At 54.2% G+C, this 23226-nt stretch carries 20 protein-coding genes; 13 read left to right on the top strand and 7 right to left on the bottom strand.

All coding sequences use genetic code 11. The features are described from left to right. Positions 1–16: 16 nt before the first annotated feature. The 9 genes from cysS (at position 17) to ACT3TF_RS16715 (ending at position 10944) form a co-directional block, all read left to right on the top strand. Positions 17–1405, top strand: a complete 1389-nt coding sequence (gene cysS, locus ACT3TF_RS16755) for a cysteine--tRNA ligase (RefSeq protein WP_444672610.1) — start codon at positions 17–19, stop codon at positions 1403–1405. Between the two features lie 162 nt (positions 1406–1567). Continuing rightward, a complete protein-coding gene (osmF, locus tag ACT3TF_RS16750; RefSeq protein WP_096279871.1) occupies positions 1568–2509 on the top strand; it encodes a glycine betaine ABC transporter substrate-binding protein OsmF in 942 nt (313 codons plus the stop codon). Between the two features lie 49 nt (positions 2510–2558). After that, positions 2559–3758, top strand: coding sequence for an ABC transporter permease (locus ACT3TF_RS16745; protein WP_444672609.1), 1200 nt, complete (start codon positions 2559–2561; stop codon positions 3756–3758). Continuing rightward, positions 3755–4717, top strand: coding sequence for an ABC transporter ATP-binding protein (locus tag ACT3TF_RS16740; protein ID WP_441685533.1), 963 nt, complete (start codon positions 3755–3757; stop codon positions 4715–4717). Before ACT3TF_RS16745 ends, ACT3TF_RS16740 begins: the two co-directional genes overlap by 4 nt. Then, positions 4710–5450 (top strand): ABC transporter permease, encoded by a 741-nt coding sequence (locus ACT3TF_RS16735; protein WP_441685531.1) that lies wholly within the window; start codon positions 4710–4712, stop codon positions 5448–5450. Before ACT3TF_RS16740 ends, ACT3TF_RS16735 begins: the two co-directional genes overlap by 8 nt. A gap of 134 nt (positions 5451–5584) precedes the next feature. After that, positions 5585–6787 carry a thiamine pyrophosphate-dependent dehydrogenase E1 component subunit alpha gene (locus ACT3TF_RS16730; protein ID WP_444672608.1) on the top strand — a complete coding sequence of 401 codons (1203 nt, stop codon included), beginning with the start codon at positions 5585–5587 and terminating at the stop codon, positions 6785–6787. A 1-nt stretch (position 6788) separates the two neighbouring features. Continuing rightward, positions 6789–7766 (top strand): alpha-ketoacid dehydrogenase subunit beta, encoded by a 978-nt coding sequence (locus tag ACT3TF_RS16725; RefSeq protein ID WP_441685529.1) that lies wholly within the window; start codon positions 6789–6791, stop codon positions 7764–7766. A 38-nt stretch (positions 7767–7804) separates the two neighbouring features. Beyond that, positions 7805–9091: a 2-oxo acid dehydrogenase subunit E2 gene (locus tag ACT3TF_RS16720; protein ID WP_441685527.1), complete on the top strand. Its 1287-nt coding sequence runs from the start codon at positions 7805–7807 to the stop codon at positions 9089–9091. A gap of 5 nt (positions 9092–9096) precedes the next feature. Then, positions 9097–10944: a protein kinase domain-containing protein gene (locus ACT3TF_RS16715; RefSeq protein ID WP_444672607.1), complete on the top strand. Its 1848-nt coding sequence runs from the start codon at positions 9097–9099 to the stop codon at positions 10942–10944. Positions 10945–10954: 10 nt separating this feature from the next. On the opposite strand, the gene ACT3TF_RS16710 is transcribed toward ACT3TF_RS16715, so the two are convergent. From ACT3TF_RS16710 to ACT3TF_RS16680, 7 genes are all read right to left on the bottom strand, one after another. Continuing rightward, on the bottom strand, positions 10955–11584 hold the full coding sequence (locus ACT3TF_RS16710) for an ABC-type transport auxiliary lipoprotein family protein (protein ID WP_444672606.1): 630 nt from the start codon (positions 11582–11584) through the stop codon (positions 10955–10957). Beyond that, on the bottom strand, positions 11581–12522 hold the full coding sequence (locus ACT3TF_RS16705) for an MlaD family protein (protein ID WP_096279888.1): 942 nt from the start codon (positions 12520–12522) through the stop codon (positions 11581–11583). The genes ACT3TF_RS16710 and ACT3TF_RS16705 overlap by 4 nt, the downstream gene beginning before the upstream one ends. Positions 12523–12528: 6 nt before the next feature. Continuing rightward, positions 12529–13353, bottom strand: a complete 825-nt coding sequence (locus ACT3TF_RS16700) for an ABC transporter ATP-binding protein (RefSeq protein ID WP_444625886.1) — start codon at positions 13351–13353, stop codon at positions 12529–12531. Then, positions 13353–14471, bottom strand: coding sequence for an MlaE family ABC transporter permease (locus ACT3TF_RS16695; protein ID WP_444672605.1), 1119 nt, complete (start codon positions 14469–14471; stop codon positions 13353–13355). Before ACT3TF_RS16695 ends, ACT3TF_RS16700 begins: the two co-directional genes overlap by 1 nt. 92 nt (positions 14472–14563) lie before the next feature. Continuing rightward, entirely contained in the window at positions 14564–15385 is an 822-nt protein-coding gene (locus tag ACT3TF_RS16690) for an IclR family transcriptional regulator (protein WP_444672604.1), read from the bottom strand. Between the two features lie 103 nt (positions 15386–15488). Continuing rightward, positions 15489–16697: a 3-oxoadipyl-CoA thiolase gene (locus ACT3TF_RS16685; RefSeq protein ID WP_444672603.1), complete on the bottom strand. Its 1209-nt coding sequence runs from the start codon at positions 16695–16697 to the stop codon at positions 15489–15491. A 31-nt stretch (positions 16698–16728) separates the two neighbouring features. After that, positions 16729–18252 carry a 3-hydroxyacyl-CoA dehydrogenase gene (locus tag ACT3TF_RS16680; protein WP_444672602.1) on the bottom strand — a complete coding sequence of 508 codons (1524 nt, stop codon included), beginning with the start codon at positions 18250–18252 and terminating at the stop codon, positions 16729–16731. A gap of 226 nt (positions 18253–18478) precedes the next feature. Between ACT3TF_RS16680 and ACT3TF_RS16675 the strand changes: the two genes are divergently transcribed. Genes ACT3TF_RS16675 through ACT3TF_RS16660 form a run of 4 tightly spaced genes read left to right on the top strand, consistent with a single transcriptional unit; the run spans position 18479 to position 23089 of the window. Beyond that, positions 18479–19630, top strand: coding sequence for an acyl-CoA dehydrogenase family protein (locus ACT3TF_RS16675; protein ID WP_444672601.1), 1152 nt, complete (start codon positions 18479–18481; stop codon positions 19628–19630). Then, complete coding sequence (locus ACT3TF_RS16670) at positions 19630–21231, top strand: class I adenylate-forming enzyme family protein (protein WP_444672600.1); 1602 nt, start codon at positions 19630–19632, stop codon at positions 21229–21231. Before ACT3TF_RS16675 ends, ACT3TF_RS16670 begins: the two co-directional genes overlap by 1 nt. After that, positions 21228–21704 carry a PaaI family thioesterase gene (locus ACT3TF_RS16665; RefSeq protein WP_096279904.1) on the top strand — a complete coding sequence of 159 codons (477 nt, stop codon included), beginning with the start codon at positions 21228–21230 and terminating at the stop codon, positions 21702–21704. The genes ACT3TF_RS16670 and ACT3TF_RS16665 overlap by 4 nt, the downstream gene beginning before the upstream one ends. After that, positions 21701–23089 (top strand): hypothetical protein, encoded by a 1389-nt coding sequence (locus ACT3TF_RS16660; RefSeq protein WP_096279906.1) that lies wholly within the window; start codon positions 21701–21703, stop codon positions 23087–23089. Before ACT3TF_RS16665 ends, ACT3TF_RS16660 begins: the two co-directional genes overlap by 4 nt. The last annotated feature ends 137 nt before the right edge of the window (positions 23090–23226 follow it).

The following is a 23226-nucleotide window of genomic DNA, read 5'->3' as shown; positions in this document are numbered from 1 at the left end:
AAACATGGATAGGCATATGCATATTTACAATACGTTGACGCGACGCAAAGAACCTTTCACCCCGCTAGTGGCGGGAAAAGTGAGCATGTATGTTTGCGGCATGACGGTGTATGACTATTGCCACCTTGGGCATGCCCGAGTGATGGTCGCCTTTGATGTCATCACGCGCTATTTGCGTGAGCGTGGTTTCGAGGTCAACTACGTACGCAATATTACCGATATCGACGACAAAATCCTCAAGCGCGCTGATGAAAATGGTGAAAGCATCTCGGCACTGACTGAGCGTATGATCGCAGCCATGCACGAAGATGAGGCGCGTTTATTCGTCTTGCCGCCGAGTCACGAACCGCGCGCCACCGGGCATATTGGCGATATCGTGGCCATGATTGAAACGCTGATTGAAAAAGGTTATGCCTACGCGGCTGATAATGGAGATGTCTATTATCGGGTACGTAAATTTGCAAATTACGGCAAGCTTAACAACCGCCAGCTTGACGATATGCGCTCAGGTGCGCGGGTTGATATTGATGTCAACAAAGAGGACCCGCTCGATTTCGTCCTCTGGAAAGCGGCTAAACCGGGCGAGGCTCACTGGGCGTCGCCCTGGGGCAACGGTCGCCCTGGCTGGCATATTGAGTGCTCTGCGATGTCGACCTGCTGTTTGGGCGATACGTTTGATATTCATGGCGGCGGGCCGGATTTAACCTTTCCGCATCATGAAAATGAAATTGCCCAAAGCGAAGCGGCCACTGGCAAAACTTACGTTAATACTTGGATGCATGCTGGGGCAGTGCGTGTGAATCAAGAGAAGATGTCCAAGTCGCTGGGCAACTTCTTTACCATCCGCGACGTGTTGGCCGAACACGACCCCGAAGTAGTGCGTTTTCTGCTGGTGGCGAGCCATTATCGTAGCCCTATTAACTATTCAGTAGATTCACTGACGGAAGCAAGAAAATCACTGACTCGCTTATACACGGCGCTGCAGGATGTGGAAGTTAGCGTCGTAAATAGCACCGCGTCGACCTATCGTGAGCGTTTTACTCAGGTCATGGACGATGATTTCAACTCTCCAGAAGCGCTGGCCGTATTGTTTGAATTAGCGCGAGAACTCAATCGCGCCAAGCAGGAAAAGCCTGAAGAAGCGCCTCGCCTGGCCGCTGAGTTAAAGCAGCTTGGCGCTATTTTGGGGCTGCTTCAGCAAGTGCCACTAACCTTCTTGCAGGGCGCGCAGCTGGCTATGCCACTTAGCGAAAGCGAGATTAACGCTAAAATAGCGCAGCGCATAGCGGCCAAAGCGAATAAAGACTTTGCCCAGGCCGATGCAATCCGCGATGAGCTTGCAGCGCTAGGCATTATTCTTAAAGATGCTCGGGAAGGCACGTCTTGGATCTTTGAAGCGCCTTAGCGTATATCCATTAAATGGCTTGGCTGAGATAGGCTCTGACTTAAACGCTAAGGGTCTTTTTATACTCAAGACGCTGAAGGCTCTTATACTCAAGGCGCTGAAGGCTCTTATACTGGATAAGAGCCTTAGTCGACAAAAGCCCACTGCAAAAGGAATTCCAAGATGCGCTTTTCTGCTAATTCTTTCATGGCTAATTGCTTCATTGTTAAGCCCTTGATCGGCGCCTGTGCCGTATCTTTGACGGCATTCTCTTACGCCAGCGCTAATGAGCCGGTGGTCGTCTCATCAAAAATCGATACGGAAGGTTCCGTGCTGGGTGAGCTGATTATTCAGACTCTTGAGCGCAATGACATTGCTACCGAAAACCGCTTGCAGCTAGGCGCTACCAGCGTGGTTCGTACAGCCTTAGAAGCTGGTGAAATTGATGTGTACCCAGAGTACACGGGGAACGGCGCCTTCTTCTTTGATATGACCGACAGCGGCGTGTGGAATGACGCTGACAAGGCGTATGAAACCGTTCGAGAACGCGATGCAGAGCAAGGCTTAGTGTGGTTACAGCCTGCTAGCGCTAACAACACCTGGGCAATGAGTATCCGTGAAGACGTCGCCACCGAGAATGATCTAGTAAGCCTCGATGATCTGGCCGCCTATTTAGCTGACGGTGGCGCGTTCAAATTTGCGGCTAGCGCTGAGTTTGTAGAATCAGCGCTAGCGCTTCCAGCGTTCCAGCAAGCCTATGGCTTTACATTGGGCGATGATCAGCTGCTGGTGCTTTCCGGAGGTAACACCGCCGCTACTATGCGCGCCGCAGCGCAGCAGACCAGCGGTGTTAACGGCGCTATGACGTATGGCACGGACGGCGGATTAAAAGCCTTGGGTTTAGTGGTTCTGGAAGATACCAAGGGCGTACAGCCCGTTTATCAACCTGCGCCCGTAGTACGTGAAAGTGTCCTGTCCGAGTATCCGGAAATGGAAGCGTTACTTAACGAAGTGTTCGTCACTCTCGACTTAGATACGCTGCAAACGCTTAATGCCGATGTGGCGGTTAACGGCTTGTCGCCGGCCCAAGTGGCCAGTGACTATCTTGACACGCTGGATCAGTAGCGCCTGATCTCGTTAATCACTAGTCTTTGATGCTCAGGATGATTCATTAATGTCGCTACGGGATGCACTGCCGACCCCCCGCATCCACCGAGATGGGCTGAACCCTAATGCTGTGCTGATTAGCCTTAGCATTGTCATGCTGGCGGCATTCTGGACATTAGACATGGTGAGCATGGCCCCCAATCGAATTGTATTGGGAACCGGCTATAGTGCCCCGGCAGCGTTTGGCTGGCCCGGTGCACTGTTAGCCACGCTACTGTTCTGCGCCATTAGTTTTTTAGCGTGGCAGCCAAGTCAGCGCCACTACCAAGCGCTGCTAGCGGCGGTGGTTATGCTAATGGCCTTAATGCCGTTCGGATTAATAGTCAGCAGCTTTTTATTAATTGAGCCTGAACTTGCCCAGGCGCGTTTAGGCCTGGGAGCCGGGTACTGGGTGACGCTGTTCATACTGTTGCTGTGCTTGGTAGAGCTGCGTTTACGCCTAAACCTAACACGCCTATGGCCCACTCTGTTGCTCAGTGGCATTGCCTTAGTGTGGTGGCTGTGCGCCACGCTCTGGTTAGATAGTCTTGCTTTGGTGCAAGAGTTTAAAGCGCGTGATCAGCTGTTTATCCGTGCTGTTGGCCAGCATATGACGCTGGTGGGTATTGCCGTTAGCGTGAGCATTGTATTGGGGCTTGCGCTGGCGCTATTAATGCGCCGCTACGCACGGCTACAGAAAGTCGCCTTCACGGTACTCAATTTCCTTCAAACGATTCCTAGCATTGCACTGTTTGGCTTACTGCTGGCACCGCTTGCCTGGCTTGCCGTGAACGTGCCTTTTTTAGCCAAGCTTGGGGTTAGCGGTATTGGCACAACGCCTGCTTTAATCGCATTAATAGCCTACAGCCTGCTTCCCATGGTACGTAACACCTATACCGCGCTTGAAGAGGTTAGCCCTGTGACATTAGAGGCTGCCAAAGGTATGGGCATGCGTGCTAGCCAGCGATTTTGGCAGGTACGGCTGCCGCTGGCGCTACCGGTGCTGTTAGAGGGCGTTCGCATTACCACAGTTCAAGCTATTGGATTGACCGCCGTGGCGGCGCTGATTGGTGCAGGAGGCCTTGGCACCTTTATTTTTCAAGGTTTAGGTCAGGCGGCAATGGATATGGTTTTGCTTGGCGCATTGCCTATTTTAATGCTGGCTCTCGTAGTTGATGCAGGTTTGGGGGCGCTGGCTGAAGCGCTGAGCCCCGGGGGGACAAGATGATTGAGCTTGCGCACGTCTCTAAGCGATTTGGCAGTGAAATCGCGGTAAACGATATCTCGTTACGGATACCCAAAGGCAAGTTCTGCGCATTAGTCGGCACCTCCGGCTGCGGTAAATCGACGACGCTGCGTATGGTTAATCGCTTGATCGCGCATAGCGAGGGCGAAATCATCCTCGATGGAGCGTCGATCGAAACGTACGACCCGGTAAAACTACGCCGTCGGATTGGCTATGTTATTCAACATACGGGGTTATTTCCTCACTGGAGCGTGGCGCGCAATATTGGCCTGGTTCCGCGGTTGTTAAAGTGGCCATCAATAGACGTTCAGGCGCGTGTAGAAGAGCTGATGCAGTTGCTGGGCTTGCCGGTCGAAGAGTTCGGGCATAAATATCCCCACCAGCTTTCGGGTGGCCAAGCGCAGCGGGTAGGCGTTGCGCGCGCACTCGCTGCCAATCCCGATATTATGCTGATGGACGAACCCTTTGGCGCGCTTGATCCTATCACCCGTGAAAAACTGCAGGATGAACTAGCAAAACTGCAGGCGCGAATGCACAAAACCATTGTGTTCGTGACTCACGATATGGACGAAGCGCTAAAGCTAGCCGACCACTTGGTTGTCATGCGAGATGGGCGGATTGTCCAGCAGGGCTCACCCCTTGCACTGTTAAAGCATCCCGCCGATCCTTTTGTTGAATCGCTGCTAGGCGGCCTTGAGCGGGGCTTGAAACAAGCGGCACTAACGCGGGTTAAAGACCACATGAACTCGCTGGGTTCAGCGCTGCCTGCCCAGTCACGTATTCCCGCGGACTTTTCACTGCGCCAGGCGCTATCTATGATGCTACGCGACCATAGCGATCGGCTAACCGTTGTCGATCAGCATGATGTACCTGTCGGCGAGCTTTCGTTACGCAAAATTGTAAAAGAAGCCCATCTGGACAAAGGCAGTTCGCGTGAGTAATTCGCTATGGCGATGGCCGCTGCTGTGGATCTCGCTACTGCTTATCAGCGTTGTGGGAATGTCTGCTGCTGAGCCACTTTTTCACTGGGTAGAACCCGATGCTCGGCAGGTGATTTACAGTCGCGCCGATTTTTATGTGCTACTCGGACGCCATCTTTTTGTTGTCGGCATCGCGGCGCTGGTGACGATTAGCGTTGGTGTCTCAGCGGGGATTGCCGTCACCCGCAAGCGGGGGAGCGACTTTCTCCCTTTGGTAGGCCAGGTAGCATCATTGGGCCAAACCTTTCCGCCGGTGGCCGTCTTAGCGCTGGCAGTGCCGGTACTGGGCTTTGGTACGCTGCCTATCATTGTGGCGTTAATGCTTTACGGGCTGCTTCCCATTGTGCGTAACACTCTTACGGGGCTGCAAGAAGTTGATGCTGAGCTTATAACCGCGGCTCATGCAATGGGCATGACGCCGTTACAAATATTACGCCAAGTAGAGCTGCCTTTAGCGGCCCCAGTTATATTGGCAGGCATCCGCACGTCGGTGACGATTAATATCGCCACGGCCGCACTAGGCGCGACCGTCGGGGCCAGCAACCTGGGCGACCCCATTATTTCCGGCATCGTTAATGGCAATATGGCCTATGTCGTTCAGGGGGCACTGACGATTGCGTTATTGGCGTTATCGGTCGATAGTCTGTTTGAAGTGCTGCAACGCCAGCTGCGTTCTCGTCTCTCTGCGTCTTAAGTAGCATCCCTAAAATCCTTGTGCTGCGTTACTGTCGCAGTAGTTGTGTTGGCCAATGGCAGATAAATCCACTGGCATGAATGGTCTTAACCAGCAACACTGCCCTCATAAGGGGTAAAACAAGGACAATATTCATGACAAAGTACGTACACCAGCCGGATTTTATGACCGGTGATGAGCTTTCGATACCCACGTTTAGCCTGCTTGATCCCGAAGGTGAGCTTTACCCAGGCGCCGTAGAACCCGCCCTTGAACGTGACCACGCTCGGCGTATTTATCAAGCGATGCTTGCTACGCGTATTTTAGACGAGCGGATGCTGGCGGCTCAGCGCCAAGGGCGTCTCAGTTTCTATATGCAGTGCACCGGCGAGGAAGCGGCCGTTGTGGGTGCCGCTGCGGCGCTTAAGGACGCCGATATGATCATGGCGCAGTACCGTGAGCAGGGCGCCTTGATGTATCGCGGCTTCTCAATTGACGAGTTTATGAATCAGCTCTTCGGCAATGACCTGGATTACGGCAAGGGTCGGCAAATGCCAATTCACTATGGGTCGCGTAAGCTTCACTACATGACCATCTCGTCGCCTTTAGCGACACAAATCCCACAGGCAACGGGCTATGCGTATGGGCAAAAGCTCGCGGGTAACGGTCACTGCACGCTAACCTTCTTTGGCGAAGGTGCCGCATCAGAAGGTGATTTCCACGCCGCGTTAAATATGGCGTCGGTGCACCAGGTCCCGGTTATTTTCTTCTGTCGTAATAACGGCTATGCCATTTCAACACCTGCCGTTGAGCAGTTTGCGGCTGACGGCATTGCACCGCGTGCCTTTGGCTACCATATGCACGTTATTCGCGTTGACGGTAACGATGTGCTGGCCGTCTATGAAGCGACCCGTCAGGCACGCAAAATCGCCGTGGAGCGCAACCAGCCGGTACTGATTGAAGCGATGAGCTATCGCCTGGCGGCACACTCATCCTCTGATGACCCTTCTGGCTATCGTTCTAAAGACGAAGAAGAGCTGTGGCGCGCCAAAGATCCGGTGCTACGGCTTCACAAATGGCTTTTGAAAAAGCAGTGGTGGAGCGAAGAAGAAGAGACCGCTCAGCAAGAAACACTGCGTCGTGAAGTACTGGAAACCATGAAGCGCGCTGAAAAACGCTCATCCCCGCCCCTTGAGAGTTTAATCAGTGATGTATATGCCGACATTACCCCCGAGCTGCAGCGTCAATTTGATCAGCTTAAGCGGCATATTCGTCGTTATCCGGATGCCTATCCTCGTGGCGCCAAGTCGCTAGATTTGGGCGTCGGCTCAGGCACTGATTCTCAGGGAGAGGCGTAACATGGCCACAATGAATATGCTCCAGGCGATCAATAACGCTCTGGATATCGCCATGGCAGAAGATGAAAAAGTCATTTGTTTTGGCGAAGATGTGGGTATTTTTGGCGGGGTGTTTCGTGCCACTAGTCATCTGCAGGAGAAGTATGGCAAATCGCGCTGCTTTAATACGCCGCTGGTTGAGCAGGGCATTATCGGGTTTGCCAATGGCTTGGCAGCCCAAGGCTCGGTGCCCGTAGCGGAAATTCAATTTGCCGACTACATTTTTCCGGCATTCGATCAAATCGTCAATGAAACTGCCAAATTCCGTTACCGTTCAGGTGACCTATTCAACGTCGGTGGGCTGACCATTCGCACTCCATACGGTGGCGGTATTGCGGGGGGGCTCTATCACTCCCAGTCGCCAGAAGCCTATTTTACCCATACGCCAGGTTTAAAAGTGGTGGTGCCGCGTAATCCTTATCAGGCCAAAGGATTGCTGCTGGCTGCTATTCGTGACCCGGACCCAGTGCTTTTTCTGGAACCCAAACGTCTCTATCGCGCCGCGGTAGGCGAAGTGCCCGAAGAGGACTTTCAGCTGCCCATTGGTGAAGCTGAAGTAATCAAAGAAGGTACGGATATCACTGTGGTCGGCTGGGGCGCGCAGATGGAAGTTATTAGTAAAGCCGTTGAATTGGCCGAAGAGCAGGGGATCACCTGTGACGTCATTGACCTGCGCACGCTGCTGCCTTGGGATGCCGATACGGTTGTGGAGTCGGTGCTTAAAACAGGCCGCCTAGTCGTGAGCCATGAGGCGCCGTTAACTGGCGGCTTCGCCGGTGAAATTGCTGCCACCATTCAAGAACGTTGTTTTCTCTACCTTGAATCGCCCATCGCCCGGGTGACAGGGCTTGATACGCCTTTTCCGCTGGTATTGGAAAAAGAGTACATGCCTGATCACCTGAAAATCTTTGAAGCGATTCGCGAAAGCGTTAACTTTTAGCGGCTGAAAGCGCCTAAAAACGCATGGGGAGAATAACAATGAGTGATTTTTTACTACCTGATATTGGCGAAGGCATTGTCGAGTGTGAAGTCGTCGAGTGGCACGTTGCTGAAGGTGACGTCATCGCTGAAGATCAGCCGATCGTTGAAGTCATGACCGATAAGGCACTGGTTGAAATCACCGCGCCTGAGGCGGGTATTGTTACCAAGCTTTACGTTCCTCAAGGCCAAATTGCTAAAGTGCACGCGCCGCTTTATGCCTACCAAATTGACGCTAAGCATGAGCCCGCTGGCTCTGTAACCTCATCGGTAGCCGATCAATCCGGCACTGATGAAATGCCGGTCGAGCTGCCTGAACATGGTTCAGACTTGTCGACGGATACGGCCGCTCACAAGTCCGGCGGCGAGTACGCGGGTGGCTATAAAGTCCCTGCAAGCCCTGCCGTTAGGCGCTTAGTGCGTGAGCACTCCCTAAAGCTTGCGGACATTGCGAGCAGCGGCAAAGATGGCCGAGTGCTAAAAGAGGACGTGCTGGCGCATTTAGACCAAGCGTCGCCAACTACTGCCTCTGCTAACGCGGCATCGAGCCAATCGGCGCTAGCAATGCCCGGCAACGGCACCGAGCCCAGGGTCGAGCCTTTACGCGGCATACGGGCCGTCATGGCGAAACGTATGGTGGAGGCGGCCAGCACTATTCCGCATTTCCACTATGGCGAAGAGATTGATGTTACCGCGCTACTATCCTTAAGGGAGCGCTTAAAACCGCTGGCAGAGGCTCAGGGCGAGCGGCTAACGTTAATGCCGTTCTTTATGAAAGCGATGGCGCTGGCGGTTGCTGAAACGCCTATTCTCAATGCGCAGTTAAATACGGCGGGCAATGAACTGCATTACTACCCACAGTGCAATATCGGTATGGCGGTGGATAGTAAAGCGGGCTTGATGGTGCCCAACGTTAAACGCGTTGAGCGGCTAACCTTGCTGGAAATAGCCCGTGAAGTAGGCCGGTTAACGACGTCAGCCCGCGAGGGGAGAGTCGATCAAGCCGACCTGAAGGGTGGCACCATTAGCATATCGAACATCGGCGCTTTAGGTGGTACCTACGCCTCACCGATTATCAATGCACCGGAAGCCGCCATTGTTGCTATTGGCAAAACCCAGTGGCTGCCGCGTTTTGATGAAAGCGGCGCGGTTGTGCGTCGTGCCATCATGACCATTACCTGGGCAGGTGATCATCGCTTTATCGATGGCGGGACGATCGCGCGCTTTTGTAATACTTGGAAGGGGTTTCTGGAAACGCCGGACGCCATGCTGCTCCATTTGGCGTAACGTTGATGTCTCAGGCACCGCTTCAGCAGTTTTATATACCCGAAGAGCAGTCGGTATATCTGCTGAGTCATCACGATGCCCGTAAGCTTAAAGACTGGGTGGCGCTGTGCCAAGCGCAGCTCACTCAGTTAGGTTACCAAGGCATTGAGTTAATTGGTAAAGGGGCTTACGGCTTCGTATTTGGCGGTAGCGCCACGCGCCAGGGTGCTACCGCTCATTACGTATTTAAGTTTTCACGCATCACCTTGCCAACCCATCTGCAAGAGCGCCTTGAAGAAGAGGCGTTTATGCTTGATCAGGTCTCGCATCCGCGAATCCCCGGCTTGATTACCTATCAGCGCTCCCGCGGCCAGTCTATTCTGGTGATGGAGCGTGCACCCGGCTGGAATTTAGAGCAGATCTCGCTTAAGCAGGGGCGTCTCTCTGCGCGCTTGATCGTGCGCATTGCCGCTCAGTTGGCCGATATTGTTATGGCTCTGCGGCGGGAATCTGGGCCTAAGTCTCGGGCGGTGGTCCATGGTGATATCAAACCCTCCAATTTGGTGTATGACCCTGAGAACGAATCGATTGCGCTAATCGACTGGGGCTCATCGGTGTTTGCTCAGCTAGATGCCGAGCTGCAGTTTGTTGGCGCCAACGTGATGGAGCTAATGTCGGACAATCTGCAGCAAACCAATGCCCGCCTAGGAGATGTTTACTTTATCGGAGAGGAGCAGTTGAACGGGGCGCTCTCATCGCCGCGGTTTGATGAGCAGGGTGTTGCGGGCACTCTGTATGCTCTTGCTTCTGCTCAGTCCTGCCGCTTTGGCCACCGGGCTATTCCTGCCTGCTCGCTGGGCTTACCTATGGAGTTTGCGCGTACTTTGGACGGTATGTTGGATCCGGATGCTTACATTCGGCGTAAAGCCGGCGACTATTTTTTACATCATATGGCGCGAATGGCCAGAATAGTGATGATCGATCTGCCCACATCTCTCGATGTGCCGCTGGTGCCTGTTTGGGGCCGCCCGGCTCAGCAGGAAATTGATACCGTTGTGTATAGCTCACGCAAAGCTTTTCTACGCGAAGCCAATGCCCAAGAAACCCTTAATGACGTCAATGATGTGCAGCTGGATCGCTATTACAAGCAGTTTATGCAAGGCATGGGCGAGACTGAAAAAGCATTTTTGGCCTCGGTAAGCCGCTTAGGAAAATACCCCGTAGTGGGCGGTTTGGCAGTGCGCTGGGAGCGGGAAGGGGTATACATCGACTCTTCGCTAAACCTTCACGACCCTGCACTCAAGCCTGCCTTTATAGAAGCAGTCAATAACATGGTGCACTTGGCCCGGGCCATTCATCGCCAGGGGGTATTTAAAAGCTGCCTGTTTAATGCTCGCCAGACCCTGCACTTAGAGCGTGCTTCAGCAGATGACGTATTTGTCCGCGAATCAACGATGACCATCAGCTATGAGCTAAGTGCGATGCCAGAGCTTGAAGACCGTACGCGCCAGCACAGCTATTTTGAAGACGGTCCTGACCCTGAAGAGCTACTGGTGCTGCCTGCCTCAATAATGCGAGTGCTGCAGCAGCTCAACGATATTCACCACACCGGTATGATTATTTTTGAAGCACTGCCTCAGCACCTCAAAATCCACAGTTACTACCGGTTACTAGACCCTGGTAAAGAGCGTGAGTTTGGCACGCTACTGGACAACATTCTGGCATCGGTTAGCGAAATTGAAGGCCTGGGAGTATCTGGGTTTATGAAAATGCCCTATAAAGACACCCGCTATTTTACTCACCTTGAGAAGCAGCCTGAGCGCTTTTATCCTCGCGACCCGCGGGAATATGTCAAGAAACAGGCAACGCAGTAACGGCCAGGCATTAGTGGCTGTGCGCATTAGCAATTACGTCTGACTGCTGTGCCAACCAGGCTGCCAACTGCTCTGTCAGCTCATCGCTGGCAAGGCCAAAGGCATCCACCACATCAGTAATGTCAACGCTGGTAGCTTGCGCGCTGGCGCTAAAGTCCATGGCAGCCAGAGGCGTTCGGTTTTGAGTGCCTAGCAGTTGTACGTCAAGCTGCACCTTCACCGTCGGTGGCTGGGTAACATAGTCGCTTTGGAAATGGCGAAGCTCGCTGAGTAGCAGCAAGTCATGCGGTAATCGATCACTGCCTACGCCAGCAAACAGCTGGCTCTGCTGTAGCCCATCTATCAAACGCGCCTGCAGCAGCTCAGGCGTATCTTCGTGCCAGCGGGCATCTTCATAAACATTGACAATAGCGCGCTCGGGATAGACCACAATCCGGTTGCTGCTCAATAAATAACCCGCTTCCGGTGCCGCAATACCAAGACGCTGGTTAGCTAGCGGCGCATGAGAAGCGGCGACAGCTATAGGGGCCGCGGGCAAACGATAAAGCGTTGCAGGTTCACTTTCGGGCAGTATTGAACAGCCGCTGGTGAATAGCAGCGCGGTGCTAACTAAGATGAACGCCGTGTGCCGATAGTTCATGGGCGGAACTCCTTTATCTGATCTCGGCCCAGAAGGAAGTCCGTCGGGCTGTCTTCTAACTGACGTGTAATACGGTCAAGGGTATTCAGCGTAGAGCGAAGCGACGAGAGCGCCGGCGCAATATCTTGTGCGCCTTGCAGGCTGCCTTCAATGGCGCCAGCATTGGTCTCTACTAATTGTTCGACGCGCTGTGCCGCGCTGGCCACATCGCGGCTGGCGTCGGCGGCGCTTTGCATCACTAATCGGCCATCTTCGCGTAGTAGCTGCGTGGCTTCTTGGCTAAGTGCATCGATGCTTTCAAGGGTCGTGGTCGCTTGCCGAGACACATCACTGAACAGCGCCATGTTTTCGTCCAGAGCACTCTGCTGATTCGCGATCATTTCAGTGATTCGGGCGATGTTGTTGAGAATCGTGCCTGCCTGTTCACGGTTGTTATCATCAAACAGGTCGTTAACGCTTTTTAGAATGGCGTTAATGTTCTCGATCATATCCTCACCTTCATCGAACAGTGTTGCGATGGGGGAAGGGTCTGACTGAATGAAGGGAGCATCGGCATCAGTTTGATCAATCAGCCGTTGGCTTTCCGGCGTGCCGCCGTAAAGCTGTACCGACATGCTTCCGGTAATGCTCGCAAACGCAAGCTTCGCTCGCGTGTCGGTTTTTATCGGCGTGTCTTCGTACACCCGGATATTGGCAACCACTTGGCGCGGGTCAGCAGGGTCTAGCGTAAGCTCGGTGACATCGCCTACTTCGATGCCGTTATACTGTACCGTGCTGCCAATGGATAAACCGCTAACGCTACGTTCAAATAAAATGCGATAAGGCTGGTAGTCACGTTGCCCGGATGCATAGCTCATCCATAGTGCAAACAGCAGCGCTGCGGCCACGGTCGCCAGTGTGAAAAAACCAATTAAAACGTGGTGCGCGCGCGTTTCCATGTGCTGTCACTCCGGGCTGTCTGTAGTAGGCGAAGACGCGGTATGAGCATGTTGTGCGGCTCGACCACGTGGCCCGTGAAAATAGTCTTGCACCCATTCATCGTCCGTTTGCGCTACTTTATCGATGGTATCTACCACCAGCACACGTTTTTGCGACAGCACGGCAACTCGATCACAGACGGCGTACAGTGTATCCAAGTCATGGGTAACCAAAAACACACTGAAACCTAACGCATTGCGAAGTGTTACCAGCAGTTGATCGAACGAGGCAGCGCCGATGGGGTCAAGCCCGGCCGTCGGTTCATCGAGAAATAAAATGTCGGGATCAAGTGCTAAGGCACGGGCTAGGGCGGCACGCTTTATCATGCCTCCTGATAGTGATTCGGGAAATTGCAGCGCTGCCTCAGGCGGTAAACCGACAAGTGAGAGCTTCACTCTGGCGAGATGCTCTGCATCTTCACGTGGTAGCTTGGCGTGTTCAATTAGCGCCAGCGCAATATTCTCTTGCAAGTTTAGTGAGCTAAAAAGCGCCCCTTGTTGAAAAAGCACGCCAAAGCGCCGCTCTATTCTACTGCGTTCTGTTTCACCAAGTTCATGAAGTGCCGTGCCAAGCACTTTGATCGTGCCCTCATTGGGTCGCCTCAATCCTACAATGCTGCGCAAAAGCACTGATTTACCGGTACCAGAACCGCCCACCACGCCGAGAATTTCTCCACGCTCAAGCGTTAAGTCCAAGTGATCATGAACAATGTGAGAGCCAAAGCGGTTGACGAGCCCAGTTACGTTAATCACCGAGCGGTCTTTGTCCTGTTTCGGTACGTCTGAGTGCATCACCAGCCCATCTCCATAAAGAATAGCGCGGCCAGTGCATCAATCAGAATCACCATGAAAATCGACTGCACTACGCTAGACGTCGTATGTGCGCCCACCGACTGGGCACTGCCGCTAACCTTAAAGCCCTCTAGGCAGCCGATAACGGCAATTACAAAGGCAAATATCGGTGCCTTGCTAAGGCCAACTAAAAAGTGCACCACGGACACATCTTTTTGCAGCGTGCTCATAAATTGCGTCAGCGAAATATCCAGTGACAGTGTCGCTACCATGGCACCACCGGCTAAGCCGCTGAGCATACCCACAAACGCCAATATTGGTAGGCTGATTAACATGGCCATCACTCGGGGAATCACCAAAAGCTCAATGGGGGCTAGCCCCTGTGCTTGAAGGGCATCAATTTCCTCGTTGGATTTCATGGCGCCAATTTGGGCGGTAAAGGCGCTGGCGGTTCGTCCCGCTAAGAGTATTGCAGCAAGCAAAACGCCAAATTCACGTAAGAATGAGAACGCGACAAGATCGATGGTATAGACCGTGGCGCCAAAATCTGCCAACACGGTCGCGCCAAGAAACGCCACCACGGCACCGACCATGAAGGTTAATAACGCAACAATAGGCACGGCGTTAAGGCCGCTTTGCTGAATATGGGCAACCGTCGCCGTTAATCGCCAGCGACGTGGCCGCAACAGTAGATGACATAGCGTGGCCACCACAAGGCCAATAAACGCCAGTAGCTGGCGCTGCTGCGACCACAGCGCCACCATGTGCTGTCCAACGCTTGCAAGCGCCTGGCTGATGCGTGAATAAGAGGGGGGCTCAACGTCAAGCGGCGCGTCCATAGCTTCAGCAATACGAATGAGCAGCGCCTGCTGCTCTTTTGGCAGTTCATCTGCCCATTGCGCAACCGTGCGCGATTTCTCAATGCCGATAAGCTCAACAACCAGGGTCGCACCGGCTGTATCTAGCCGAGTAATAGCCTTTAATGAAATGTGCTCCTGTGACTTTTTACCAATCTCACTTCGAGCAATCGCTGATTTGATAGAGCGGTAATTGGCAAGCGTCCATTCGCCCTGTAGCGCCCGTGCTTGATCATCACCTGCTATCCACTCGCTTGGCATCCCCACTCCTTGGCGCTCATTATGTTAATGCGCTTCTTTAGAAGGCTATGATGCATTCAAACGAGCGTTAGTTAAAGCCTCTCGCGTTGCCTCTATCGCGCAGAGTGGGATCTGGGCGCTAGCTCTTGCTTAATGTAGGCGGCCACTTCTTTTAAGCGCGGGCCTAAGTTATTCACCAGCCGATCATGATCAAGACGCAGGCTCGAGCCGCCGCAGTTAATGGCCATTACCTCCGCGCCATCTTCTAATATTAGCGGCATAGCGACTGCGCTAATATCGCGCTGCCAATCCTGCTCGGAAAGACAAAAGCCGTATCTTTCAAAATCTTGCATGCTCTGGTGAATGCCCGCTTGATAGCGTGGCCATTCGCTGCCATACGCTTCGGCCAGTTCCTGGAGAACCTGCTGGCGACGCTCTTCTGACAGGCCACACAGCCAGGCGCGACCAATGGCGGAGGTGGCGATGGGTAGTCTGGAGCCTGTATCTAGACGAATAATAAGCGGGCCGTGGCCGTGGCAGGTTTCCAAATACACCATATCGCTTCGGTCCGCGCCGCCCAGGCTAACGTTGCAGTCGGTAGCATCGGCAAATTTTTGCAGATGTGGGCGGGCAATTTCGCGAATGCCCATATTAGCCAGAAAACGGTAGCCCAGCGCCAATACGCCGGGGCCGAGTCGATATTTCTCCAAATGAGTGTTGTGCTGAAGATAGCCCAGCTGAGTAAGCGTATAGGTTAAACGTGAAACGGTAGGGCGCGGGATATTGGTACGGTTTGAGAGTTCGGCATTGCCTAAATACTCTTCTCCAGCGCCAAAGGCGCGCAGCAGCTCTAAGCCGCGCGCAAGCGCGGTGACAAAGTTACGATCTTTTCCAGACAGTTGCAGGTCGTCGGCATCAGTGTCAAAGGGTTGCATGCAGTGTCCCAACAATAGGTGGCTTATTGTGCCCAGTATCGCATATCTATTTAGGCACATCTTTGCAGCCAGTCAGCGAAAAGCTGGCCGTTATAAAACTATCTCAGCCATCAAGGCGTTCAATGATCGTCGCGATACCTTGGCCAACGCCAATGCACATTGTCACCAGCGCATAGCGCCCGCCGTTGGCTTCTAGTTGACGCAGGGCTGTGAGCGCCAAGCGCGTGCCTGATGCGCCTAGCGGGTGGCCGATAGCAATCGCGCCGCCGTTAGCATTTAAACGTGGGTCGTCGGCGGAAAGCCCTAGCTGCTGAACGCAGCCAAGTACCTGAACGGCAAACGCCTCGTTAATTTCAATAACATCCATCTGCTTTAGGGTCAGGCCTGCGCGAGCCAGAGCTTTTTGCGAGGCAGGTACCGGCCCTAGCCCCATCACGCGTGGCGCAACGCCAGCAACGGCGCTTGATACAATCCGCGCGCGTGGGCGCAAACCTACGTTTTGGCCAGCCGCCTTGGTACCCACAATCATTGCCGCGGCGCCATCGTTCAGCCCCGAGGCATTGCCAGCCGTCACGACACCGCCTTCAAACAGAGCAGCTAGATTGCCCAGCTTGTCTGCGGTGCTTTGTGGGCGAGGGTGTTCGTCTTTATCTACCAGCAGAGGCGGTTGTTTACGACCTTGGGAAACCTCAACGCCAACGATTTCGTCATCGTAAAAACCTGCTGCCAGTGCTTGGGCATAGCGTGCCTGGGATCGGGCTGCAAAGGCATCGCTGGCGTCACGATCAATATGTAGGTCGTGGGCAATATTGTCAGCGGTTTCGGGCATGCTGTGACTGCCATACTCTTTGCCAATCCATGGATTGGGGAAGCGAGAGCCGATCACCGTGTCGTACATAGGCTGAGTGCGTGCATAGGCGGTATCCGCTTTGCCTAAAACGTAGGGCGCTCGAGACATGGACTCTACGCCGCCGGCCAGAAACAGCTCACCCTCACCTAGCCGCGCTGCGCGTGCAGCGTCCATGATGGCCGCTAAGCCACTGCCGCAAAGCCGGTTGACGGTTTGCCCCGCTACTTCGACAGGCAAACCGGCCAAGAGGCCAGCGTGGCGTGCTACGTTGCGCGAATCTTCACCGGCCTGGTTGGTGCAGCCCGCTAACACTTCTTCATAGCTCTCGGGTGCGAAAGGGTTGCGCTCCACCAGTGATTTCAATGCCAATCCCAGTAATTCGTCAGGACGAACGGTGGCTAAACTGCCGCCGTGTCGGCCAAAAGGGGTGCGTAAACCGTCATAAATATAGGCGTCTTGCATAGTGATGCTCCTTGTTTTTGATATGAGCCAACTACGCCGCGGTGAGCGACATGTTAAGCGCAGCGCGGCGGCGCAGCCACGGGCTAGGGCGATAGCGTGGGTCACCGGTGGCATCACATAGATTTGTGAGTATGGTCATAATGCGAGCAGCGCCGTAGTGGTCACCCATACGCAGCGGCCCGAAGGGATAGCCTAAGCCCAGCTCAACAGCGCGATCGATAGTGGTCGGGGCCGCCACACCCTGCTGGGCAATGTCGGCACCCACGTTGACGATGCAGGCAATTACACGCTGAAGAACAAAGCCGTTACTGTCCTGAAGAACGCTCACAGGCGTGCCGTCGTGACTGAGTAAACTAGACGCCGCTTGAAGATAGGCAATTTGAGTTATCGGTGTGGCCATCAGGCTGCGGCGATTATTGAGCCCGGCTAGCATATCGACCGCGACGCACTGCTGGGCTTCTAGCCCCTGGCGAAGTGCACAGGTGGTGGTATCTTCACCAAACGGCGTTAGCAGGCATAGTGCTTTCGCTGTGGGCTGCGCCCCGGCTTCCAACGGCCAGCCAGCCGCGGTAACTAATTCGGTGAGCGCCGCTGCGCTTTGTGGGTCGTCCTGGCTGATCCACACAGGGCAAGGTGGCACAGACTCAATAGTGGGCTCGTCAGGCAGTTGCTGCTTGCCATCTACGTAGCGATAAAAGCCTTCGCCCGTTTTACGACCCAGTAAGCCTGCGGCCAAGCGTTGCCGCGTTAATGGCGAAGGGCGAAAGCGCGTTTCTTCGTAGTACTGATGGTATATCGATTCCATCACTGCATGGGAGACGTCTAGTCCAGTGAGATCAAGTAGCGTAAACGGGCCCATCCGGAAGCCGCCCTGGTCGACCATAATACGGTCAATGGTAGCCGGGTCTGTGACGCTTTCACCAAGAATTCGCAGCGCTTCGGTGCCGAAGGCGCGGCCGGCATGGTTCACCAGAAACCCCGGCGTATCGGTTGTTTGGGCCGTGAAGTGCCCCATGGCTTTACCTAAGGCATTGACTCTTTTGGTCACGTCTTCGCCCGTGCGCAGGCCAGGGATGACCTCGGCAATTTTCATCAGCGGAACAGGGTTGAAAAAGTGAAAGCCGATGACCCGCTCGGGTTGCTGGCAGGTCGCGGCAATGGCCGTTACCGATAGCGATGAGGTGTTAGTCGCTAACACTGTCTGCGGGCTAACGATTGCTTCTAAATCGCGAAACAGCCCCTGTTTGGCGTCCAGCTTTTCGACAATAGCCTCGACGACAATATCGCAGGTGGCGAGATCGGCAAGTTCATATGCTTCAATCAATCGCTCACTGTATTGCTGTGCTTGATCGGTGCTGATGCGCTGCTTTTCAGTGCTTCGCTGCCATAGGCCGTTGATAAATGCGTTGGCTTCTTTTACCGCCCCTTCTTTAACGTCGAATAGCATGACTTGAAGACCCGCCTGGGCCGCCAGCTGAGCAATGCCACGGCCCATGGCGCCGGTGCCCACAATGCCAAGCGTGGTGAAGGGGGATACTATTGGTTCGCCAGACATACGCCAAATCCTCTCTGCCATTAGGTGCTTATTTTGCGATCAATCGTGCTTTTGTTTTGCATTGCAAAATAGTGTTTCAATTATTGACTGCTATCCTAGGCTATGCAAAAGTGCCTGACAAGCAATGTGGACACTAGTTTTGCATAGCGAAACTATTTGACTGTACATCTAATATCAGCATTAACGTCTAACGATAAAAAGCCATCTTTTGCCACCTGGAGCCGTCATGATCCGCGATCCCGAACTGATTAATCAGCTTGTTGATACCATTGCTCGCTTTGTCCGTGAACGCCTAATTCCAAATGAAGCGCGGCTAGCTGAAGAGGACGCGGTTCCCGCAGAGATTCTAGCTGAAATGAAAGAAATGGGACTTTTCGGGCTGTCTATTCCTGAAGAGTACGGCGGCCTGGGCCTGACGATGGAAGAAGAAGCCCTGGTGGCAATGGAAATTGGTAAAACGTCGCCAGCATTTCGTTCGGTGTTTGGTACCAATAACGGTATTGGTGCTCAAGGTATTTTGATTGATGGCACTGAAGAGCAAAAAGCCAAATACGTACCGCGCTTAGCCACCGGTGAAATTCTAAGTTCCTTCTGCCTGACCGAGCCCGACTCAGGCTCTGATGCTGCGAGCCTGCGTACCACCGCCGTGCGCGATGGCGATGACTATATTTTAAATGGTACCAAGCGCTACATCACGAACGGCCCAGAGGCCGATCTGTTTACAGTAATGGCGCGCACCGATCCTAATAATAAAGGCGCTGGCGGGATTTCTGCCTTTATTGTTGAAGGCGATACCCTAGGGTTAGTGCGCGGGCCTGCGGATAATAAGATGGGTCAAAAAGGCGCTCACACCTGCGATATTATTTTTGATAACTGCCGCGTGCCTGCTGAAAATATTATTGGTGGAAAAGAGGGGCAGGGTTTTAAAACAGCGATGAAGGTACTCGACCGCGGTCGGCTGCATATTTCAGCAGTCTGCGTCGGTGTGGCTGATCGCTTAGTGGAAGAGTCACTGCGTTACACCATGGAGCGCAAACAGTTTGGCGCGGCGCTGTCCGAGCATCAGCTCATCCAAGCGATGCTGGCAGACAGCAAAACGGAAGCCTACGCAGGCAAGGCCATGGTAATGGACGCGGCAAGGCGCAAGGATGACGGTGAAAACGTCTCTACGCTGGCCTCTTGCTGCAAGTTGTTCTGTGCTGAAATGGTAGGTCGTGTTGCCGACCGCGCGGTGCAGGTTCATGGCGGCGCGGGCTATATGTCTGAGTATGCGGTGGAGCGTTTCTATCGCGACGTGCGGTTATTCCGTATTTATGAAGGCACGACGCAAATTCAGCAGCTGGTGATCGCTCGTAATATGGTGCGGGAGGCGTCCTAATGGCTTTGTCGGTTTCCTATCAAGCGCCAGATGAGGCCATTTTTGGACGTCTTGCTAGCGAGTTAATTGCAGAGCTTCCTGAGCGACTCAGTACCCGTGTGCTTGAAAATGCACAGCGTTTTGGCGATCAGCCTGCGATTGTGGATGGTCACGTCCGCTGGAATTATGCAGAGCTTGGCCAAGAGATCAACGCCGCCTGTGACTGGCTAACAGCGATGGGCATTCGCCCTGGCGATCGTATTATGACGGTGAGTGAAAACTGCCGGGCCCTCGTGGTATTGCTGCTGGCTGCCAGTGAGTTGAATGTATGGGTCGCCATCGTCAATTCGCGCCTTTCGGCCCAGGAGGTCGATCTTATTCAGGGCAACTGCCAGCCGCGGCGAGTTTTTTATACCTGTGATGCTTCGCCAGAGGCTTGCCAACACGCCGATCGACATGGTGCGGATCGCTATCAGCATCCTCAACTGGGCGGGCTGGCCATCTCATCGCTATATGAAAGCGAGCCAGAGCCGGTCAGCGCGAGCGGTGCCGAACAGGTGGCTGCAATGATTTACACTTCGGGCACCACCGGCACGCCCAAAGGAGTCATGCTGACGCATCGCGGGATACTTTATATCGCGTCGATTTCCGGTGGCATGCGCCATCTAAGCCACGGGCAGCGCGTGTACGGCGTGCTGCCGATTTCTCACGTTTTCGGTCTTGCCTCGGTGTGTATGGGGTCGCTGTACAACGGAGCCTGCCTCTACACCGTGCCGCGTTTTGATGCCGCTCAGCTGCTAATAGCGCTTAAGCAGGAGCGCATTACCGTTCTTCAAGGCGTGCCGGCGATGTATTCCCGCGCGCTAGAGTTTTTAAAGCGTGAACAGCGCCCGCTAGACGCTCCCGCGTTGATTTACATCTCCGCCGGTGGCTCTCCTCTGGATAGCGATACCAAAAAGCGTGTGGAAGCGGTCTTTGGTCAGACGCTGCACAATGGCTACGGCTTAACCGAAGCGAGCCCGACGATTAGCCAAACGCGTATAGATGATAGCCACGCCACTAGCACCGTTGGCCGCGTACTGCCTTTACTTGAGTATCGTCTTGAGCCGCTTAGCGACAGCGGTACGGCCGAGCAGCCCGACGATGAGGTCGGCGAGCTATGGGTTCGTGGCCCCAATGTTATGAAAGGTTACTTCCGTCAGCCAGAAGCGACTCGCGTCACGCTCAGCGATGACGGCTGGCTGAATACGGGTGATATTGCTCGGCTAGACCATGACAATCAGCTGTATATTGTAGGGCGTAGCAAAGAGCTGATTATTCGTTCGGGGTTTAATATTTACCCCCCGGACGTAGAAGCGGTTATTAACGAACATCCTGCGGTTACCCTAACGGCCGTCGTGGGACGCCAAATCGCAGGCAATGAAGAAGTGGTGGCGTTCGTGCAGTGCGAGCCAGGCGTTGAGGTTGACATGGCAGAACTCAAAGCCTTCATCGCCGAACGGCTGGCGCCCTATAAGCGTCCCACTCAAATCGTGTTAATGGATGCTTTGCCTTCCACCGCGAGCGGCAAAATTCTGAAAGGTCGACTACGCGATTTAGCACAGCAGGAGAGCGACTCATGAGTGATTCGCACTGCGATAACACGCCTCAACAGGCGCTAATGGGCTATCACGAACTGCTGGGTATGCACGTGGTGGAGTGGCAGTTGGGACGCGTCGTGGTTGAGCTCATCATTGAACCTAAACATCTTAACCGCAGTGGCAATGTTCACGGCGGCGTGTTGGCCTCAATGTTAGACAGCGCCTTAAGCCTGGCAGGTTTGCATTGCGACGTGCCGGGCAATATTCGCCGTGGCATGACGCTTTCCCTGACCACCACCTTCGTAGGGCCTGCTAAGCAGGGCGTGCTGCGGGCAACGGGAACGCTGCGCGGAGGCGGGCAGAAAACCTATATGAGCAGCGGTGATATCGTTGATGCTGCCGGGAACCTAGTGGCGATGGGTGAGGGGTCATTTCGTCGCCGTAGCGGCAGCGAATCGCCGCAGGGCCTGCCTGACGATACACCGCAAGCTCAGACCAACGTGCCCGTAGAGTGAGCAAAGCCCGCCTGCGGGTGTCTTATTTGCTGGTGGTGACTCTCGCGACGCTGCTCCATTTGGTGATCGGAAGCCTTTTTTGGCAAGCCGTTGGCATTGCCGCGCTGCTGCTGTATTTGTCGACACTTGCTGGCCAGCTGACGCGCATGGCAAAGGGGCTATTGTTAGCCGCGGGCGTGCTCACAGCGTTAGCATTTTGGCGTTCATCCACGCCTGGTCAATTACTGTTTGAAGCCAGCGGTCGTTTTGCATTTTTCGCAACCTTCGTAGTGGCGTTAAGCATGCTGCGGCTGCCTGCCTATCGTTCACGCTTGGTGCGCCGGTGCGGCAAGAGCATGCTGCTTCAGCCGCCTAGTCGGCGCTATCCGATTTTATCGCTTGGCTCAGCGCTATTTGGCATTATTCTTAATATCGGCGTGCTCAATCTGTTCGCCGCCATGATTGAAAAGAGCAATACGTTGAGTGCGGCCCAGGGGCGTGTTTGGGTGCAAGAGGCCCGTCAACGGCGCATGATGTTGGCGCTGCTGCGAGGATTTTCACTGGCCCCGCTGATTTCTCCTATGGGTATCGGCGTGGCCGTGGTGCTATCGAGTCTGCCCGAGCTTAGCTGGCTGGCGCTGGCGCCGTATATATTGGGCGCGGCGGTGCTCATTTTCCTAGTGGGATGGGCGGTTGATTTTTTGACCGGGCCGCATCCTCCGGCTAATCGAGATCAAGTGTCTACGCCATCGTTGCGCCCGTTGGCCCAGTTTAGCGTGTTGCTGATGGGTATCGTGGCGCTGGTATTTACGATTGCATGGCTGTTAGCACTGCGCCTGCCGATTGCTGCGCTGTTAGGTGCGCCCACCGGCGCATTGCTTTGGCTTGCCTGGCAGCGGCGAAAGCTGGGGTACGCGGGGCTGCCTGCCGCGCTTAGCGCTGTACATCGTCAGTTGCCCTGGCTGCTGTCACCCAGTGCTAATGAGATTGTGGTGCTGGGGGCTGCGGGCTATTTAGGGCATCTATGTGTTGGTCTAGTCGATACTCAGCAATTGGCGCCGCTGCTGGTGGTGCTGAACCAGTGGGGAGCATTTAACGCGGTGCTGGGTATGCTAATGGTGGTCGGGCTTGCCCAGGTAGGCGTTAATCCTATCGTAACAGTGACGTTATTGGTCGGCCTGCTGCCAACCTTAGGCATTGAAGGGCTAACGCCTGCATTAATTGGCGCATCGCTAATGGTGGGCTGGGCGCTGGCGCTAATGTCCTCGCCAATGACGGCCTCTATGCTCATCTTGTCGAGGTTTACGGGCGTGCCCGCGACGCAGATAGGCTATCGCTGGAATGGGCGGTTTTTGGTAGCCTCGATTCCTTTGCTGGCAGCGTGGTTTGCCTGGTCTCCTTTTTGAGCAGGCGGGTTAACTAGCACTACTCAGTGTGTAGCGCTTGACCTTTGCTGACCAATTTTTTATTGTTTGTTCTATAAATTGGAATAACATTCCGCAATGCGGAATATGATAATTTATTAATCGCTCGGAGCATCTCT

The organism is Halomonas sp. AOP25-F1-15 (assembly GCF_052378675.1).
Lineage (GTDB): Bacteria > Pseudomonadota > Gammaproteobacteria > Pseudomonadales > Halomonadaceae > Vreelandella > Vreelandella casei.
Note: the sequence above shows the minus strand (reverse complement) of the source record. Positions and strands in the feature narration are given on the sequence as shown.